General features: G+C 64.8%; 6 protein-coding genes. 2 read left to right on the top strand and 4 right to left on the bottom strand.

Annotated features, from left to right (window positions below; all coding sequences use genetic code 11):
• Nucleotides 1-94: 94 nt before the first annotated feature.
• Nucleotides 95-364: a BrnT family toxin gene (locus tag HGB10_01655; protein NTU70520.1), complete on the top strand. Its 270-nt coding sequence runs from the start codon at nt 95-97 to the stop codon at nt 362-364.
• Nucleotides 351-578 (top strand): CopG family transcriptional regulator, encoded by a 228-nt coding sequence (locus HGB10_01660; GenBank protein ID NTU70521.1) that lies wholly within the window; start codon nt 351-353, stop codon nt 576-578. The genes HGB10_01655 and HGB10_01660 overlap by 14 nt, the downstream gene beginning before the upstream one ends.
• Before the next feature lie 24 nt (nt 579-602).
• Here HGB10_01660 and HGB10_01665 read toward each other — a convergent pair whose 3' ends face one another.
• From HGB10_01665 to HGB10_01680, 4 genes are all read right to left on the bottom strand, one after another.
• Nucleotides 603-1,820, bottom strand: a complete 1,218-nt coding sequence (locus HGB10_01665; protein NTU70522.1) for a D-alanine--D-alanine ligase — start codon at nt 1,818-1,820, stop codon at nt 603-605.
• A 224-nt stretch (nt 1,821-2,044) separates the two neighbouring features.
• Nucleotides 2,045-8,272, bottom strand: a complete 6,228-nt coding sequence (locus HGB10_01670) for a leucine-rich repeat protein (protein ID NTU70523.1) — start codon at nt 8,270-8,272, stop codon at nt 2,045-2,047.
• Nucleotides 8,273-8,481: 209 nt separating this feature from the next.
• Entirely contained in the window at nt 8,482-12,813 is a 4,332-nt protein-coding gene (locus tag HGB10_01675) for a cadherin-like domain-containing protein (GenBank protein ID NTU70524.1), read from the bottom strand.
• Between the two features lie 370 nt (nt 12,814-13,183).
• Nucleotides 13,184-20,731 (bottom strand): leucine-rich repeat protein (locus HGB10_01680; protein ID NTU70525.1); only part of this gene is annotated, 7,548 nt, incomplete at its 5' end.

Below are 20,731 nucleotides of genomic sequence, written 5' to 3' on the forward strand. Positions count from 1 at the left end.
TGCACCCGACCTGGCTGCCGCTCAGCAGAATGTCGCTAGCACTCTATCCCGAAAAGGTATAGTTTCTATACCTGACATCGCAATAGAGGCGAAGATGTCGCACTTCTTCGAATTCGATGCAGCGAAGAGCGCCGCGAACAAGGCGAAGCACGGAATCGATTCCATCGAGGCCCAGAATCTATGGCTCGATGACGAAATCCTGCGAGTCCAGGCCCGCTTGACGGGCGAGGCGCGATTCCTGTTCGTCGGGCTCATTGAGGGCCGGCATTGGTCGGCGATCGCGACCTATCGAGGCGATGCAATCCGCCTCATCTCGGTCCGACGTTCACGACCTCGGGAGGTCGAAGAGTATGAAGGCGAGTGAGCTCGATAGGCGGTTTGACGAGGGCGCGGACGACGTCATCGACGAGTTCGACTTGTCCGCGGCCGTACGTCCGAACCGCGAACAGAAGCGCGTCAATGTCGACTTCCCCCTGTGGATGGTCGAGTCGCTCGATCGCGAGGCAGGGCGGCTGGGCGTGACTCGGCAGTCGATCATCAAGGTGTGGATTGCAGAACGTCTGGAACGGGCGGGCTGAAGCCAATGGCGCGCGGACTGCCAACTACACTCGCTTCGTGCCCTTCGCGGCTTCGATGTCGGCAAGCAGATTGCGGTCCAGCGAGAACGTGAGCGACATGCGGGCGGCGGCGTGCTTGAGCGCCGAGCCGAGCAGGCGGTCGAGCAGCTCCGGAAACGCCACGCCGCTTGCCTCCCACAGGTAGAAGGCGAGCGAGCCGGGCACGGTGTTGATCTCGTTGACGGTGACCTCGTCGTCCTTCACCAGGAAGTCGACGCGCACGAGCCCATCGCACGTGCACGCGGTGAACGCGCGCTTGGCGTCGGCCTGGATGCGCGCGGTGAGCTCATCGGAGATCGGCGCGGGGATGCGATGTCCCTGCACGCCCTCGGCAGGAGCGCCTTTGACCGGCGCACCCTTCACGGGCGCGCCCTTGGCTCCGCCACCGGTGCTCCACGCGAGGTACTTCTGCTCGTAGGTGAGGAATCCGCCGGAGGCATCGACGAGCTCGAGCACGCTCGCCTCGACGGTGTCGCCGTACTTCAGCACCGAGCAGTTCACCTCGGCGGCCCCCATGATGGCGGTCTCGATGACCGCCTCTTCATCGAAGCGCAGCGCGAGCTCGATGGCGGTCGCGAGCGCTTCGCGATCCTCGACGAAGGTGATGCCGATGCTCGATCCGCCGCGAACGGGCTTCACGAACAGCGCGCCTTCGGCGAGCGCGTCGACCTTTGCGAGCTCACGGCCGGGATCCGCGCTCCAGCCGGCGCGAGTCGCGACGACGTAGGGGACCTGAGCGAGCCCGGCGGCGATGAGCATCTGCTTGGTGGCGACCTTGTTCATGCACAGCGCCGAGGCGAGCACACCCGACATCGCGTACGGAATGCCGAGCATGTCGAGCGCGCCCTGCAGCGTGCCGTCCTCGCCGTTGGGGCCGTGGATGAGGGGGAGTGCGACGTCGACCGCGATGGTCTCGGCCTTCGCGAACAGGCCGGTCTTCTCGGAGGTGAAGACCTCACGCTCCATGGGGCGAAGCGAGATGGGGCGGCAGTCGGCTTCGAGGGTCTCGGGATCCGCGAACTTGTCGAGGACGTTGAGTGCCTCGCCGGTCAGCCAGCGGCCGGACTTGGTGACGTAGACGGGGACGACGTCGTAGCCGTCCATCTCGCGCAGGACCGCCATGGCCTCGTGCGCGGTGAGAATCGATACCTCGTGCTCGGCGGAGCGGCCTCCGAAGATGACCGCGACTATGGCGTTGCCCACTGTGTTCCCTCCACGTCGTTCGAAACGTCGCCCAAAGTGCGGCGCTCAGTCTCTCATGCATCCCCGAGGTCATGGTGACCTGTTCGCGGGCTGTTGCTTTTGTTCGTCGCCGCACGGCGACCCGCATGAAAGACTAGCGCGACTCGCGTCTCGCCGCTATTCGCGCCAAGGCCCCGCCGCAGCTGCGACGGGGCCTCGAGTGCGAGCGCAGCCAGGCAGCTGCGCTACGGAGCGATCACGCCGCTCAGGTCGGTCGTGACCGTCAATGTCGCTCCGGGATCGAGCGCGAGCACGCTCGCATTGGCGATACGTGCCTGGTGGTCGTAGAACTGCGTCAGGTTCGACGGCGTCGTGCCCGTGAAGCGCAGGTGGTAGGTGCCGGCCGGGATGCCGGAGATCGAGTACTCGCCATTCGCGTTGGTGAACACACCCTTCACGTGCGCGTGCGTGGTCGCGTTGAACACGCTCACCACGATGCGGTTCTGCGGCACCTCTGAGGCGGTGACAACGCCCGAGATGGTCTGGGTCGCGGCAGGAGCCAGGTCCGATGAGACCGTGAGCGTCCCACCAGCGGTCAGCGTCAGCACTGTCGCCTCGCTGATCGGCACCTTGTGGTCGAAGTACTGCGTCATGCTTGCAGGTGACGTCACGCCGAAGCGCACGTGGTAGGTACCCGCCGGGATACCGGTGATGGAGTAACCACCGGCTGCGTCGGTGAACACGCCCTTGACGTCCCTGTGCGTCGTCGAGTCATACGCTGTGACCACGATGCGCTCGAGCGGCAGACCGCTCGCTGTGACCGTACCGGTGATGCTGGCCGCCGGCTTGGTCATCGGCGTAAGGTCATCGGAGACTACGAGGGCCTCGGTTGCGAGCAATCTGAGCAGCGGTGCGTCGGTGATCTTGACCACGTGGCGGTAGTACTGCTCGAGGCCCTCGGCGAGCACGCCGTCGGCCGCCTTGGTGAATCGGAGGTGGTGGTAGCCCGAGCGCACCCACAGGCGATAGCGCCCGGCGGCGTCGGTGAACACGCTTTGCTCGTAGCGGTCGTTGGCCGCATCGAATGCCGTGACCACGATGCGCCCAAGCGGAGCCCCGCCCGCGGTGATGGTGCCCTCGATCGCCTGGTAGGGGCGAGGCAGGACCGAGATGGTGACCGTCGCCGGGGCACTAGTGAGGTCGCCGTTCGTTACGGAGTAGGTGAAGGCGTCCGTGCCGCTGTAGTTCATGTCCGGCGCGTAGGTGAAGCCGCCGTCGGCGGAAAGCGAGAGAGCGCCGTGCGAGACGCCGCTTTCGAGCTGAGCGCTCAGACCCGACCCGCTGTCGTTGCCCAGCACGCCGGGAGCGTCCACGGTCGTCGTCTCGTTGGCGGAGGCGTCATAGGCGTCGTCGTTGGCGGTGAGGTCGAGTTCGAACGCGGCGACGATGCTGTGTGCACCGGTCACGTTGGTGAAGGTGTAGACCCCGTCCGTCAACGACACGGGCTCGTCGTCGACGAGGACCGAGGCGACCTTGTAGCCGGCATCCGGCGTCACGGCGAACGTGGCGTCAGCGCCTGGAGCGAAGCGCGTCACTCCGGCAGGGCTGATCGTGCCGCGCGCTCCGAAGTACTGGACCGTGGCGCTCGCAAAGTCCGAGACGTACGCGTGCCCATTCGGTGCGAATGCGACGCAAAGCGGCATCGTGAACTGCCCGACTCCGGAGCCCCCACCGCCGAGCTGACCTCGGTAGGTTCCCGTTGCGCTGAAGTACTGGACGCGAGAGGCACTCGGGTCGTCATCGTTGACGTCGGGGACGTACACATCGCCGTTGGGGGCGACGTCAAGAAGCATGAGCCTGTAGAACTGGCCCGCGCCAGTCCCCTCGGTACCCCACTGGCCCTTGTAGGTCCCTGTGGAACTGAAGTACTGCACTCGGTAGTTCCGTACATCGCCGACGTACACGTCGCCGCTTGGTGCGACTGCGATGCCGACGGGGGTCTGGAACTGTCCGTCGTCGGTTCCCTCGGCGCCCCACCTGCCCTTGTACTCGCCGGTGGGAGTGAAGTACTGGACGCTATGGAGGATCCCATCGGTCACGTAGACGGTGCCGTCGGACGCGATGGCGACACCTATAACTGAGCCGAACTGGCCGCCGACACCTCGACTGCCCCACTGCCCTTTGTAGGTGCCGGTGGCATCAAAGTACTGGACGCGACCGTTCCACTGATCGGTGGCGTAGACGTCCCCGTTGGGGGCGACTGCGACGTCCGCCAGGCCGTCAAACTCGCCATCGCCAAAGCCTGGGCCACCCCACGAGCCGAGTAGGTCGCCGCTGGAACTGTAGTACCGGATACGATTGGCTCGTGAATCAGCAACGTACACGATGCCGTTCGGTGCGACGGCAACACCGGCGCCGGTGGACTCGAGTGTGCCTAGGTACTCGCCGTTGGAGGACGTGTAGGCGGTGATGGGGAAGTCCTGCTCGAAGGTCGCCGAGATGACGTGCGGCTCGTTGACGCCCGTGAATGAGTAGCGGCCGTCGGTCAGCGTCGCGGGCTCGCCATCGACGGTCACATCCTTGAGGTGGTAGCCGGCGTCAGGCGTCACGGTGAACGTCGCATCGCCGTTCTCGGCGACGCGTGTTGCGCCGGAGGGCGTGATCGTTCCACGCGCACCGAAGTGTTGGATGCGGGAGTTCTGCATGTCCGCCACGTAGGCGTCGCCGTTCGGTGCGATGGCGATTCCGGTCGGCTGGGAGAACTGGCCGTCGTTTACGCCCCCAGTGCCCCATTGGCCGAGGTAGGTTCCCGTGGCACTGAACCACTCTACGCGGTTGCCCTCCATATCCGTCACGTACACATCGCTGTTGGGTGCGACGCTCACGAATACGGGAGTTGAGAACTGACCGTCATCGGTACCCGGCCCGCCCAACTGTCCCTTGTATGTCCCGGTGGAGTCGAAGTACTGGATACGACCGTTGCCGGCATCGGCCACGTAGACGTCGCCGTTCGGCGCGACAGCGAGTCCGTACGGCATGCTGAGCGTTCCCGCCTCGGTGCCCTCGCTGTTCCATTGGCCCTTGTACGTGCCCGTGGCGCTGAAGTACTGGATGCGGTTGTTCTCAGCATCCGATACATAGACGTCGCCGTTGGGTGCAATTGCGAGGCCGGTGGGGTTCTTCATCTCGCCGTCTTGCGAGCCGTACCCGCCCCAGTAGCCCTGGTATGCGCCGTTGGAGTCGAAGTACTGAACAAGGCCGGTGTCCATGTCGGACACGTAGACGTCGCCATTGGGCGCGACCGCGATACCGAACGGACGGCTGAGAGGAGAAATGGCCGAGTCCGCGCCGTTCCACTCGCCCTGGTACACACCAGCGGAGTTAAAGTACCGTACGCGCCTGCTGAGCAAGTCGGAAACGTAGACGTCGCCATTGGGCGCGACCGCGATACCGAGCGGCGCGGTCTCGATGCCGGGCTCGAGGTCGCCCCCGGAGCCCCACTTGTCGAGGAACGTGCCGTCCGACGGAGTCGTGGCGGTGATGGGAACACCCGTGAGCTCGAAGTTCGCGGTGTAGGTAGCGTTGGAGGACACCACCGTGTCGGTCCTCGGATTCGCCGTGGACTCGTCACTCCACTTCACGAAGCGGTAGCCGTCGTCAGCGAGGGCGGAGACGGCGCTGGCGTCGCTCCCGTACTCGACGTTCTGTGCGAGCACAGTCGCGGTGCTCTGGCCGTCGCTCACCACTCCGCCAATGCCCGCCCTGTAGGCGACGCGGTAGACGTTGATCGCGAAGCTCGCGGTCACGGTCATATCAGCGGTGACGTTGGTGACGGTGAGCGGGTTTGCCGTCGTGGTCTCGAAGGACCCCGTGCCGGTCCAGTTCTCGAAGTGATACCCGGGGCCGGCCGTGGCGGTGACTTCAGAGGAGCCTGAGCCGCTCTCGACGACCTGCGGGGTCGCACCCTCGACCGTGCCGCCCTTACCCGCCTCGAAGCTGACGGTGTAGGTGGTGGCCGCCCACTGCGCGTAGACGGTGATACCCGTCGTTACCGGCGTGGTCGCGTCAAACGCCGTACCCGTCCCATCCGAGGCCGTGTTCCAGCCCACGAACGTGTGCTGCGCGAGCGTCGGATCGGCGGGCATCCCGGCGCCCAACGGGGTGTCGTACTCGACACCGGAGACCGGCGAGACGTCGCTGCCGCCCATCGAGTCGAAGCTCACCGTGAACGTATCGGGAGCGAAGTGCGCGGTCACGGTCGTGTCGGCGGTGACGTTGGTGACCGTGAGTGGATTGGCAGTCGTGGTCTCGAAAGAACCCGTACCGGTCCAGTTGGTGAAGTGGTGTCCGGTGTCCTGGTTCGCGGTAACAGCCGAGCAGTCCGAACCGGTTGCCACAATCTGAGTCGCTGAGCCCTCAATCGAGCCGCCGGTGTCGGCGACAAAGGCCACCAACGGATCGAGGTAGGCGGTCGGGACGCTGCCCTCGTCCGGGTTGCCGGTCGGCGCCCATGGCGCCGGAGGAGTCGGGAAGCCGGTGGCAGCGCGGTAGTGATGGACGACGATCCCCCACGCGCCCGAGAACATGTATGCGCCGCTTGTCGTGGGTGCATTGCCCAAGAACGTGGCCGAAGTCAATCTCTCGCACCCGTAGAACGCGACCCTGCCGACGCTGGTTACGCCAGCGGGAATCGTCACATCTGTCAGGTTCGAGCACCACTCGTACGCGCCCTCGCCGATGCTCGTCAGGCTGCTTGGGAACGTCACACTAGTCAGGTTCGAGCATGCCCGGAAAGCCTGAAAACCGATGCTGTTCAGACCCTCAGGGAGGGCCACGTCCGTCAGGCTCGAACACCCGTAGAACGTATAGTCGCGAATGGAGGTCACCCCGGCAGGGATGCTCATGCTCGTCAGGCTCGAGCAGCCGTAGAACGCATACGCGCCAATGCTGGTCACGCCCTCGGGGATGCTCACGCTCGTCAGATCAGTCCTGTATAGGAACACGAGGTCGTCGATGGCGACGACGGGGTAGCCGTCAATGACGGCTGGAATGGTGATAGTCGTGTCGGTACCCGCGTAGCCGATGATGGTGGCGTTGTCGTCGCCATCGAGCCTGTAGGTCCAGTCGGTCGTGAAGTTGGCGGTGTAGGTAGCGTCCTCGGTGACGTTCTCCACCGTGAGTGGGTTGGCGGTCGTGGTCTCGATTGAGCCGGTGCCCGTCCAGTTGACGAAGCGGTAGCCGGTATCCGGCTTGGCTTCGACCTCGGTGGCGGAGCCCCCAGGCTCCACACTCTGCGTCGCGGAGCCCTCAAGCGAACCACCTGCACCCGCTCTGTAGCGCACGGTGACCGGCGGCGGAGGCGCCTGGAACCAGCTGACGGTGCTGGCGCCGGAGTTTGCGGTGTAGACCTTACGGTCGGTCTCGTTCAGCGCCATGCCGAACGGATGGAGCCCAACCGTGACCTTATCGATCATGGCGTCGGTAGTGCGGTCGATTACTCGCACCCAGCCATCCGCCACGCACGACACGTAGATCTTGCCGAGCGACGAGTTGATGGCCAAAGCCGTTGGCTGCCCACCCGTCATGAGCTGCTTCGTGGTGTAGCCACCCACCACGTCGATCACGGTGACGTCGGACGAAAGCTGGTTCGCCACGTACACCTTGCCGGTCACCTCATCGACGGCGACCGTCTGCGAGATGTTACCGGCCTCGGCGGTGCGTTTGAACTCGTTGGTGGTGCCGTCTATGACGCTGACGCCGTTGTGATCGCAGACGTACACCTCGCCGGTAGTCTGGTTGACGTCAACAGCACGCGGCTCCCAGCCGACCCCAATGGATGTCGATGTGAACCCAGCGGCCGCATCAATCACGGTGACGGAGTTGCCGTCCTGATTCGTTGTGTACACCTTGTGCGATGTGTTGTTCAGCGCTATCGCGTTCGGGAACTGCCCTACCGCAACCGTCGTCGTGACCAGGCTCGTGGCCGCATCGATCACTGTGACGTTGTGCGACCAGAAGTTGGCGACGTAGAGGCGCCCTGCGACCTCGTCGACTACGAGATCGAGGGGACCGGTTCCGACCGTGATGCTTGAGACCGCATTCGTGGCCAGGTCGATCGCCGATACGGTCGTCCCACTGTTGTTGGGCCCCGCATTGGCAACGAACAGCTTGTTGCGTACTCGGTCAACGACGAGTGCTTTCGGATTGGCCCCTACCGTGAATGTGCCGACCACGGAGCCGGTGGCTCCGTTGATGGCCGTCACGTTGCCGCTGTCGTAGTTGCTCGTGTAGACCATGTTCGTGTTGGGATTGCATACGACGCCGATCGGAGTCGCGCCCACGCCCACGCTCGTCGACGTCGTGGCGCTTGCCACGACGGGAGCGAGCAACAAAGCAAGTGAGGCTGCGAGGATGATTCCCCGGGTCCAGCGGCGTGCGCCACCAAGTGACGGCGCGAGACAGCGACTACTCATGGCTAGAGCCCCCTCAATCTTCAACTGCCGAAGAAGAGACAGCCCCGCGGGCATACAGCCCCTGTCCCTCGAGAGGCAATTACCCCAATGTCTGGGTCTACTAAACGGCGAGGCAGGCGGCGCAGTTTGCGGGGGTTGCTGCTACCCGCACAGAGGCCCCGCCGCTTGCGCGACGGGGCCTCGTTTGCGAACGCGGCGGGGCAGCCGCGCTACGGAGCGATCGGTCCGCTCAAGTCGGTCGTGACCGTGAGCGTGGCACCCGGGTCAAGCGACAGGGGCGCCGCGTTCCCGATTCGTGCCTGGTGGTCGTAGAACTGCGTCAGATTCGATGGAGTGGTACCCGTGAAGCGCAGGTGATAGGTCCCTGCCGGGATGCCCGATATCGAGTAGACGCCCGACGCGTTGGTGAACGTCGCCTTCACGTACGCATGCGTGGTCGCATCGAACGCCGTGACCACGATGCGGCTCATCGGCAGCTCGGAGTTGGTGATCGTGCCGCTGATTGTCTGGGTTGCGGCGGGTGCGAGGTCCGAGGAGACCGTGAGCGTTCCGCCCGCGGTAAGCGTCAGGACCGTCGCCTCGCTGATCGGCACCTTGTGGTCGAAGTACTGCGTCATGCTCGCAGGCGAGCTCACGCCGAAGCGCACGTGATAGGTGCCTGCCGGGATTCCGGTGATGGAGTAGGCGCCGGATGCGTTGGTGAACACGCCCTTGACGTCTCTGTGCGTCGTCGAGTCATACGCCGTGACCACGATGCGCTCCAGCGGCAGGCCGCTGGCTGTGATCGTACCGGTGATGCTCGCGACGGGCTTCGCGATCGGCGTCAGGTCGTCGGAAACGACGAGCGCCTCGGCGGGCAGCAGCCTGAGCATTGGTGCGTCGGTGAGCTTCTGGACGTGGCGGTAGTACTGGTCGATGGCCTCCGCATACTGAGCATCGGCCGCACGCGTGAAGCGCAGGTGGTAGTAGCCCGAGGGAACCCACAGGCGATAGCGCCCGTTGGCATCCGTGAAGACCCCCTGCTGGTGCCGATCGTTTGCCGCATCGAACGCGGCGACTACGATGCGCGATAGCGGCGCGCCTTCCACCGTGACGGTACCCTCAATCGCCTGGTAGGTGCGCGGCAGGACCGTGATGGTGACTGTGGCCGACTCAGTCCACATCCCGCTGTCACTGCCGCGATAGGTGAACGTGTCGGTGCCCGAGTAGTTCATGTCCGGCGTGTAGACGAATCCACCGGTCGAGTCGAGCACCACGTCACCGTGCTCGGTGCCCGTGATGAGCTCGACCGCGGTGACGTTGGCGTCGTTTGCAAGCACGCCTGGTGCTGTGACGATCGTGGTCTCGTTGGGCTGAGCGGTGAACGTGTCAGGGCGAGCCGCGAAAGGCTCGAATAGCGCGGTGTAGGTCGCGTCATCGGTCACGTGGGCATCGGTGCGCGGGTTGATCGTCGACTCATTGGACCACTTCAAGAAGCGATAGCCGGAGCCGGCGTGGGCCGCGACTTCGGATCCGGAGGCATCGTAATCGATGACCTGCGTTGCAGAGCCGTCGATGCTGCCGCCGGTGTCGGCGGTGTAGGTCAGGGTGTGGGTGTCGATAGCGAACTGCGCCTCGACCGTGACGTTGGCCTTCACATCAGCATCCGTGCGCTTGGCCGTCATCACGTCGTCGGACCACTTCACGAAGTGGTAGCCCGTGATGCCCTTGGCCTGCACTTCGATGCCGGAGGTGTTGTAGTCCACGACCTGCGTTGCCGAGCCCTCGACGGAGCCGTGGGGGTCTGCCGAGTAGGTCAGCGTGTACGTGTCGATCGTCCACATCGCGTAGACGGTGACATCACCGGTCACATGCGTGGCTGCGTCGAACGCGGTCCCCGTGCCGTCGGCTGCCGTGTTCCAGCCGGCGAAGGTGTAGTGCTCACGCGTGGGATCGGCGGGCATGCCGGCACCAAGAGCAGTGTCGTAGTCCACGCCGGTGACCGGCGAGACCTCGCTGCCGCTCTGTGAGTCGAACGTCACCGTGAACTCATCGATCGCGTAGTTGGCCGTGAGTGTGATATCTGCAGTCACGTTCATGAGCGTCAGTGGGTTGGCGATAGTCGGAGTGAATCCGCCCGTGCCGGTCCAGTTCACGAAGTGGTAGTTGGCAGGAGCCATCGCGGTGACGGCCGCTGCCGACATGCCTTCAAGGACCGTCTGCGTTGAGCTGGTGACCCAAGAGCCGGGGGTCCCGTCGGTGACGAAGGCGACCGTGTAGGGGGCGGGCTCGAATGCTGCGAAGCCGGACTTCACCATGCCACCGACGGTAGTGAAGCTGCCACTCGCATAGAGCGTTGAGCCGTCGATAGCGAGGGCATTGACCCCGTAATTCGCGTTCGGATCCCACGCCGTTGCCGTCCCGGTGGAGCCGACCGAAGCGTCCAGTGCGGCGAGGTTGTTGCGTGCCACGCTGCCGATGGTCGTGAAGTCCCCACCCGCGTAGACGGTCGAGCCGTCAACGGCTAGGACCCTGACCGCGCCGCCAGCGCCCGGGTTCCACGCCGTTGCCGTCCCGGTGGAGCCGACCGAAGCGTCCAGTGCGGCGAGGTTATTGCGTGCCACGCCGCCGATGTTGGTGAATTCGCCAGCGGCGTAGACCGTTGATCCGTCAACCGCGATGGCGCAGACGGCAGAGCGCGATTCGAAGGGGAACTCCGCAACGGGGCCACTCGCGTTCGGATCCCACGCGGTCGCTGCTCCGGTCGAGTTGTCTAGTGCCGCGATGTAGTTGCGCGCCGCCCCACCGATGGTCGAGAAGTTGCCACCGGCATAGACTGTCGATCCGTCGACCGCGAGGGCGTTGACTTGACAGCGCGATTCGAACTCCCCACCGGGGCCACTCGCGTTCGGATCCCACGCGGTCGCTGCTCCGGTCGAGTTGTCTAGTGCCGCGATGTAGTTGCGCGCCGCCCCACCGATGGTCCTGAATCCGCCACCGGCGTAGACGGTCGAGCCGTCGACAGCGAGGGTGTAGACGCTGGCATTGGCATTCGGATTCCACGCGGTCGCCGTCCCGGTGGAGCCGGCCGAAGCGTTGAGTGCCGCGATGCAACCGCGTGCCTCGCCACCGATGGCCCTGAAGTCGCCACCTGCGTAGACGGTCGAGCCGTCTACCGCGAGGGCGTACACGGCATCACCCGCGTTCGGATCCCAGTCGAGATCCAGCGTGCCGTCGGCCTTGAGTTTTGCGAGGTTGTTGCGTGTCACGGCACCGAGGGATGTGAACCTACCACCTGCATATATCGTCGAGCCGTCGGTTGCGAGGGTGAGGACCATGCCATCCGGGCGCGGATTCCACGCCGTCGCCGTCCCGGTCGAGCCGGCGGAGGCGTCGAGTGCTGCGATGCCGCTGCGTGTCGCGCCGCCAATGGTGGCGGAGGTGAAGTTGCCAGCAGCGTAGACCGTCGAGCCGTCGACCGCGAGCGCCAGAATGCCGTCACTCGAGTTCGGGTTCCACGCAGTCGCCGTCCCGGTCGCGCCAGCTGCGGCGTCCAGTGCTGCGATGCCGCTGCGTGTCGCGCCGCCAATAGTCGTGAAGTAACCACCGACATAGACGGTCGATCCGTCGACGGCGATGGCGCGGACGCCGGAATTGGCATTCGGGTTCCACGCGGTCGCCGTCCCGGTCGACCCAGCCGAGGCGTCGAGTGCGGCGATGTCGTTGCGCGCCGCCCCACCGATGGTCCAGAAGTTGCCGCCCGCGTAGACGGTCGAGCCGTCGACAGCGAGGGTGTAGACGCTCGCATTGGCATTCGGATTCCACGCCGTCGCCGTCCCGGTCGAGCCAGCCGAGGCGTCGAGTGCGGCGATGTAGTTGCGCGTCGCGCCACCGATGGTCGTGAAGTCGCCACCCGCGTAGACGGTCGAGCCGTCGACGGCGAGGGCCATGACGATGGTATTCGCGCTTGGATCCCACGCCGTCGCCGTCCCGGTCGAGCCGGCAGAAGCATCGAGCGCCGCGATATTGCGGCGCGCCGCCCCACCGATGGTCGAGAAATAGCCACCCACGTAGACGGTCGAGCCGTCGACCGCGAGGGCTTTGACGTAGCTGTTCGCATTCGGATTCCAGCTCAGGTCGAGTGTTCCGTCCGCCAGGATGTGGGCGATGCAGTTACGGCCCACGCCCCCCACTGCCGTGAACCCGCCACCGATGTAGTATCCGCCGCTGCCGTCAGCGATGGCGGTCTCGATGGCGCCACCAGTGACCTGCAGGTGCGACGCCAAGAGGGCGTCAGATGTGTTCAACACGGCACCGGAGCCCGTACTCGTCGGCGCAACGCTGGAGAACCTGCCGCCGATGTAGACGCCGCCGTCGGCAGCCGGTTGAACTGCGTAGACGGTACCATTCGTGCCCCAAGTATCCGCCCTCGGAGTCGAGAATACGGCCGCCATTGCCTTCGTCGTGAACCCTGGCGCTGCCAGGGCCAGCAGGCAGGCGAGCGCCAGCACCACTGCCGTGAACGTGGACCTGACTCCAGAAGCCTTCGCCGACGCGGTCATCGTCGTCCCCCTGCCTGCGCGCGTCCGCTGATCGGTCGCGCGCTCCAGTAATGGGCCCGCCTGCCCGGCGAGCATCTTCGTGTGCTGGAGCGTTCCGACTTTGCGGTCACAGACGCGCGGACGCACGCGTACATACGCGAGCGCCCCTTCGCGGTGTAGTCCCCCACTTCGATCGCGCCCCTTTCGGAGCGAAGCGCCCAGGCCCCCCCTGAGCGTGCGATCAACTTGCTGTAGATATGCATACCCAGACCACGTCGGCATCTAAACGCGGGGTCGGGAAACGCATCAGATGCGCACGGCGTCGTCCACACCAAAGGCCCCGCCGCTCTTGCGACGAGGCCTTGAGTGCGAGTGCGGCGGGGCAGCCGCGCTACGGCGTGATCGGTCCGCTCAAGTCGGTCGTGACCGTGAGCGTCGCTCCCGGGTCGAGCGTGAGCGGTGTCGCCGCGTTGATACGTGCCTGGTGGTCGTAGAACTGCGTCAGGTTCGACGGTGTCGTGCCCGTGAAGCGCAGGTGGTAGGTACCCGCCGGAATTCCCGAGATCGAGTAGACGCCCAGTGCGTTGGTGAACGTCGCCTTCACGTACGCGTGCGTGGTCGCATCGAATGCCGTGACCACGACGCGGTTCAGGGGCACCTCGGCGTTGGTGATCGTGCCGCTGATGGTCTGTGCCGTCGGCGGTGAGGCCACAAGATCAGCCGAGACCGTGAGTGTTCCGCCGGCAGCCAGCGTCAGCACGGTGGCCTCGGTGATCGGCGCCTTGTGGTCGAAGTACTGAGTCATGCTCGCGGGTGTCGTACCCGAGAAGCGCACGTGATAGGTACCTGCGGGGATGCCGGAGATGGAGTAACCACCGGATGCGTTGGTGAACACGCCTTTCACGTCCCGATGGGTCGTCGCGTCATAAGCTGTGACCACCACACGATTCTGAGCGACGCCACTGGCCGTGACCGTGCCCGTGATGCTGGCGGTAGGCTTGGTCATCGGAGTCAGATCGTCGGAGACGACGAGCGCTTCTGTCGCGAGCAGCCGCAGCAGCGGTGCGTCGGTGATCTTCTCGACGTGACGGTAGTACTGCGCCAAGTCCGCTGCGAGCACTCCATCGGCGGCCTTCGTGAAGCGCAGGTGGTGGTAGCCCGAGCGCGCCACAAGTCGATAATGACCGGCCGCGTCGGTGAACACACTCTGCTCGTAGAGGTCGTTTGCCGCGTCGAATGCGGTCACGACGATGTGGCCAAGCGGAGCGCCGCCCGCCGTGATCGTGCCCTCAATCGCCTGGTAGCCGCGCTGTGGCACTGTGATGGTGACCGTCACCGGCTCAGTCCAGAGCACGCCGTCGCTTGCTCGGTAGGTGAAGGTATCGGTGCCGGAGTAGTTCATGTCCGGCGTGTAGGAGAAGCCCCCGTCGGCGCCCAACACCACGTCGCCGTGTTCGGTGCCCGACACGATCTCGACAGCGGTGACGCCGGCGTCGTTGGAAAGCACGCCCGGAGCGGCGACCGTCGCCGTCTCGTTGGCCTGTGCGGTGAATGTGTCGGGGTTGGACGCGAACGGAGCGAACGCAGCCGTGTAGATCGCGTCTGCCGTGACGTTGGTGTCGGTGCGCGCTGCAGCCGCCGACTCGTCGGACCACTGCGTGAAGCGGTAGCCGGCATCGGCGGTCGCGGTTACGGTCAACGCGGACCCGCCATCCTCGACGACCTGCGTCGCCGAGCCCTCGATCGAGCCACCAGTGGTGGCAACGTAGCTGACGGTGTGCGAGGTGATGGGATCGTCAGCGTCGATGTAGGCGGTCGGATAGCTGCTGCCCCACTCTTCACCGTCCGGTGTCCACGGACCCGGCACCGCCGGGAACCCGGTAGCCGCGCGGTAGTAGTAGATGGTGAACGACTCAGCCACGTCGGTGAATGCTGAGGCCCCGATAGTTGTCGGCGCATTCCCAAGGAAGTACGCGGCGGTCATGCTCGGGCAGTTGTAGAACGCGACGCTACCGATGTCGGTAACGCTCGCCGGGATGGTGACGCTCGGCAGGCTGGAGCAGTCCCGGAAGGCGCCCTCGCCAATCGTTTCGAGGGTCGCCGGCAACGTCACGCTCGTCAGCTGCGAGCAGGCCCCGAACGTACCGCTGCCGAGGTCCGTGATGCCGGACGGTACGGCCACGCTCACTAGACTGGAGCAGTTGTTGAATGCGCTCGCGCCTAGGGATGTCACGCTGTCAGGCAGGGAGACGCTCGTCATGCTCGTACAACTCGCGAATGCGCCTTCTCCGATGGTGCTCAGCCCATCCGGCAGCGTCACGGATTGCAGACTGTAGCAAGCCTGGAAGGCAGAGCCTCCGATGCTTGTCAGCCCATCCGGCAGCGATACTTCGGTCATGTTCTCGCAGCCCCAGAACGCGAGGTCGCCTATGCGGGTCACGCCGGCCGGGACGGTGACGCTCTTCAGGGAGTTGCTCGTGTCGAACGCCTGATTGGCGATCGCGACCACGGGATGCCCCTCGAACGCGGACGGGATGGTGAGGGTCGAGTCGAGGCCGGTGTAGTCGGTGATCGTGGCGTTGCCATCGATATCGAACTCGTAGGCCCACGCTGACATGGACGTGTCCAGGCTGTACGGCGAAGCGTCGGAATCGATCCACCGACCCGTGTTGCCGCCCTGGTAGAAGTAGCCGTCCTTGACGAACCAGACGACGTACTCCGTATTGCCCGGAACGGGCAGCGAGTACGAGCCGTCCGAGGCGGTCAGAGTCGTTGCCTGTGAGATCCAGGAATTCCAGAACGGAATCCAGGCCTGAACGGTCACGCCGCTGATCGGATCGCCGCTCTCGCGATCGGTCACGACACCCGCGTACCGAATCCAGTCCGGCGTGATGTTGACGACCTGCTCGGGGGTCTCGGAGGTGGGAGTGATGTCGGTGGCGTTGTCGTAGTCGGTGTTGGCGTACCACTGGCCCATGAGAAGGTCGGTGCTCTCGGTGTAGAGCCTGTACGCGGTGTCGATTTCGGCGGGAATCGAGTACTCGCCGTTGACGTCGGTGAAGGTCGCGAGTTCGGGGTAGAAGTCCCCGTCAGGGGTGATCCACACCGAGACGTCCTCGACCGGATTGCCATCCGGGTCCGTGACGCGGCCCTTGATCTGCGGCACCGGCACCGGCGCGAGCGTCGCGTCGGCTGTGGCCTCACGGGCGTCAGGGATCAGTTCGATGGTTGTCGCGTCATCGATCGACGCCGCGTTCTCGTGCCACTTCTCGAGGTGGGTTTCGGGCAGGAACTGGAGCCGGTACTGGCCCGGTGCCCACGGCTCGTAGAGATAGGCGCCGTTCTCGTCGGTCGAGAGGCTGTCCCAGTCCTCCCAGATTGCGTCAGTGTCGTTCCACTTCCAGATCTCGACCGTCTGATCGGCGATCGGATCGGACGTGACGGAGTCGGTGATGGTGCCGGTGATGGAGTAGTAAGGCGCGGTCGCGAGGCTCATGTTGGCGACGACGGTTGGAGCCGTGTTGAGCGGTGTGACGAGCGTCGCGTCTTCCGCGAGCGCCACGTCGTCGTAGAACTCGCTCACGAAGCCCGTGGCGTAGACGACGATGCGATAGTCGACGCCGGCGTACGCGGGGATGTCGTAGTGCCCGAACTCGTCGGTCATCCCGTAGGTGTCGCCGTAGTCTGTGGTGGTGTTGGTGGCGTGGACCAGGGCCGAGCCGATTGGCAGGCTCGAGTCATCGCTCGTGACGGTTCCCTCGATCGAGCAGAGGGGACCCAGTGTTGCGCTGATGCTCGCGCGAGGCCCGTCAGCAGCCGTCAGCGTCACCTGGGTGACGTCGCCTCGATGGGCGATCGGCTGATTCTCAAACGTCATGGACTGGTAGCCGGACTTGGAGAAGTTCACCATGTAGCCCCGCTCGGGCTCAAGTGACGCGCCCGACGTGTATCGGCCGGCTTCATCGGTGACGGTCTCCCAGGCGTAGGACATGTAGCCGGCGTCGCTCCAGTGTCGGAACTCGACTTTGGCTCCCTCGATCGGGGCGCCCAAGAAGTCGGTCACGTAGCCGGAGATCGAGAGCGGCGCGATCGCCGCATCCACGACGGGATCAGGGCTCGCTTCCGTCGCGCGCACCGAGGTTGCGGTGGCGTAGCCGGTTTCATCGGCGTGCCACTCGGTGACGTAGCGGTCCTTCGAGAACTTCAGCACGTAGTCGGTGTCCACGCTCACGCTGAACGAGTAGAGACCCAGCTCACTCGTGGTTGTCGAGGCGATGACAGTGCCGTTCTCGGGGTTGCACAGATCGACGGTCGCGCCCGAGACGAGTCCGAGCGACTCGGCGCTGGTGACCGCGCCGCTGATCGAGTAGGTGTTGAGGGCGAAGTTGGCCGTGAAGAACTTATCGCCGGACACCGCGAGGTCTTGGCGCTCTGCGGTCGGTACACCGTCACTCCAGCCGGTGAAGTGGTAGCCGCTCGCTGGTATCGCGGTGACGCTCGTTCCGTCCAGGCCCAACGCCACCATCTGAGGAGACGTCCCGGTCACCGAGCCGCCGGTCCCCGCGGCGTAGGCGAAGGTGCACGTGTCGCCGAACTTCTGGATGCGGTGGTTGTACGTGTCGGCGACGTAGGCGTTACCCGCCGAGTCGATCGCGATGCCGTTGGGGGAGGAGAACTCGCCGTTTGAGCTGCCGGCGATTCCCCACTGCTTCACGTAGTTGTCGCTCTCGTCGTACACGACGATGCGACTGTTGCCGCCGTCGACCACGTACACGAAGCCGTTCGAATCGACGGAGACGCCGCCCGTGTAGTTGAACTGCGTATCGCCCGAGCCGGCGCTGCCGAACTTCGAGACGAACGCGCCGGAGGTCGTGAACTTCTGGATCCGCTTGTTCTCCTGATCGGCCACGTAGACATAGCCGGAGGCATCCACACCAACACCGACGATGTTCTTGAACTCGCCGTCGCCCGCGCCGTACGTGCCACCCCAACGCGTGATCTCGTTGAGGCTGTCGTCGTACTTGATGACGCGCTGCGCGTACATGTAGCTCACGTAGACGTTGTCGTTCGAGTCGACAGCCACACCCGTGGGCCAACTGCCGTCGGACTTGGTGCCAAGCACCGTGCCGTTGGGGGCGAGCTTCACGACGCGGTGGTTGTAGCAGTCGGCGACGTAGATGTTGCCTGCCGAGTCCACCCCGATGCCCCACGGCTTATTGAAGCCGCCGAACTGCGACAGATACGTGCCGTCGCTCGCGTACTTCATGACCCGGTTGTTATAGAAGTCGGTGACGTAGGAGTTGTTCGACGAGTCCAGTGCGATGCCACGCGGTTCGTTGAACTGGTTGTCGCCGCTGCCCGAGCTCGGGCCTCCGGCCGTCCACCACCAGTCGTTGTTGCCGTAGGCGAAGTGCGCGGAGTAGGTCTCGTCCACCGATACGAGCACGCTGATCGGGTTAGCGGTCGACGCGCCGCCTCCCGTGTCCGACCAGTGCTCGAACCGATAGCCGACACCTGCGAGCGCGGTGACGTCACTGCTGGACTGACCGTCGAGGACCACCTGCGTTGTCGAGCCCTCCAGCGAGCCGCCCGTGCCCGCGATGAACGTGAGCGCATGGTGCGGATCGATGTAGGCAATCGGGTAGTCGCCGTCAGCCGCGGTGCCGTTCGGCGTCCACATGCCAGGCGTGGTCGGCCAGTTCTTGGCGCCAAAGTAGCGATACGCCGAGAAGGTCGGGGCGGCGTCATAGAACAGATTCGCGCCGCACGACGGCTTGTTGCCGAGGAAGCGAACCGATGTCAGGCCCGGCATCCAGGCGAAGGCGTTGTCGCCGAGCGTCGTGACCGATGCGGGGACAGTGACCGAGGTAAGTCCGGACCCGTTGAACGCGAAGCCGCCGATCGACGTGACGCCGCTGGGAATCTCAACTGAGGTCACCAGGGGGGTGTAGAGGAGGAACCCCTCAGGGATCGACGTCACACCCGACGGGATGGTGAACGTGCCCGCGAGACTCTGGCACTGGGTGAACTGGTATCCCGCAGGAGACAAGGTGGTCAGCGACTCAGGAAGCGTCACGCCGGTGAGCTGACCGCATTCAGCGAAGACGCCGCCGCCCAGAGTCGTCAACGTACTCGGGAGCGTGACTGAGGTAAGCGAGCCGCAGTTGCCGAAGGTCTGCAAGGGCAGGGTGGTGTAGCCCTCGGGAACGGCGAACGTTATGAGGCCCGTGTGGTAGAAGGTGCCCTTGCCCCACGAGGTGATTCCAGCGTGCATCGAGGCTTCGCTCAGTGAGGTGCAGTCCAAGAAGGCCCAGTCGCCGAGGGTGCGTAGACTCTCGGGCAAGTGGGCGGCAGCGAGCGCGCCGCATCCGTCGAATGCGCTCTCGCCAATCGACTCGATTCCCTCGGCCAGGGTGACATCCGTGAGCGAGGCGCAGTCCCTGAACGCGAACTTGCCAATCGTCTTCACGCCGCTCGGGATGGTGACGCTCCTCAATGGGTCGCCAGTGAGCGCGCTATCCCCGATGGCCACCACGGGATGAACCCCGAGGGCTGAAGGCACGGTGACGGTGGTGTCGGACCCGGTGTAGCCGGTGATGGTCGCGTTGCCCTCGAGGTCAAGGGTGTAGCTCCACGAGGTAGTGAAGCTCGCGGTCACGGTCTTGGTGGCGAAGTCCGAACGCGACGCTGCCAAGACGAGGTCGCTCCAGCCTGCGAATTCGTAGCCGGCGTCAGGCACTGCGGTCACGGTGGTGCCGTACGAGCCTTCAGTAACCGATTGCGTCGTAGATCCGACGATCGATCCTCCGGGGCCTGCGGTGTACTCGAGCGTAAACCGGGCCGGGTCTGCAGCGAAGCTGGCTGTGACCGACTTGTCGGCGACAACATCGGTATCTCGCCGCTCGGCGGTGAGTACGTCGTCGCTCCAACCTGTGAAGTGATAGCCCGCTGCCGGCGACGCGGTCACGGTTGTGCCGTCAGAGCTGGCAGCGACCATCTGTGTGGCCGAGCCCTCGATCGAGCCGCCGGTTCCTGCGGCGTAGGTGAGCGTGAAGGTGGGACTGAACTTCTGGAGGCGGAAGTTGTAGGTGTCCGTGACGAAGACGTTGCCTGCTGCGTCGGTTCCTATTCCGCCAGGCTCGCTGAACTCCCCATCGCCGCTGCCCTCGGAGCCCCATGCGCGCACGAATTCATCGGAAGAGTTGTACTCGGCGACGCGATTGTTGCCGGAGTCTACAACGAACACGTTGCCAGCGGCGTCCACGGCAACCCCGGCCGTGCTCCCGAACTGCGTTTCGCCGGTTCCGGCGCTCCCAAGTGTGGAGACGAGTGTCGCCTCGCTGTTGGAGGTGGAGAACTTCTGGACACGTGCGTTGTTCTCGTCGACCACGTAGACATAGCCCGATGAGCCCGCAGCCACTCCCGAGATGTTGTTGAACCCGTAGTCGCCGCTCCCTAGAGAGCCCCAGCTGAAGATCTCGTTGAGCTGCGAGTCGAACTTGGTCACGTGCTGCATCCAGTCGGCGGTTGTGCCGGCGTATCCGACGTACACGTTGTCATCGGAGTCCACGGCGACAGCGGTGGGCCCATCACCGAAGGTGTTCTCGCCAACCACGTTGCCGTCCGAGTCGAGCTTGACGACCCGGTCACGAATCCAGTCCGCGATGTAGATGTATCCTTGCGAGTCGACCGCGACACCCCGTGGCGTCACGAGGCCACCGAATTGGGTCATGTAGGTGCCATCACTTGTGTACTTCACGACGCGGCCGTTCAGGAAGTCGGCTATGTAGATGTTGCCCCAGGAGTCGGTCGCAACGCCGCGGGGCATGCTGAACTCGTACTCCCCGGACCCCGGGCCGCTGCCTAACGACCACGACCAGGAGTAGCCCGCCGCGAAGGCGGGCGTTGCGATGAGGAAGACCGCCATGAAGATCGCGAG

It is taken from the genome of Coriobacteriia bacterium (assembly GCA_013334745.1).
Classification (GTDB): Bacteria; Actinomycetota; Coriobacteriia; order Anaerosomatales; family JAAXUF01; genus JAAXWY01.

Bases quoted from the DNA above. Each gene is read 5' to 3' on its own strand.
- HGB10_01660 (NTU70521.1), top strand. From the start codon at position 351: ATGAAGGCGAGTGAGCTCGATAGGCGGTTTGACGAGGGCGCGGACGAC.
- HGB10_01655 (NTU70520.1), top strand. From the start codon at position 95: ATGTCGCACTTCTTCGAATTCGATGCAGCGAAGAGCGCCGCGAACAAG.
- HGB10_01670 (NTU70523.1), bottom strand. From the start codon at position 8,272: ATGAGTAGTCGCTGTCTCGCGCCGTCACTTGGTGGCGCACGCCGCTGG.
- HGB10_01675 (NTU70524.1), bottom strand. From the start codon at position 12,813: ATGACCGCGTCGGCGAAGGCTTCTGGAGTCAGGTCCACGTTCACGGCA.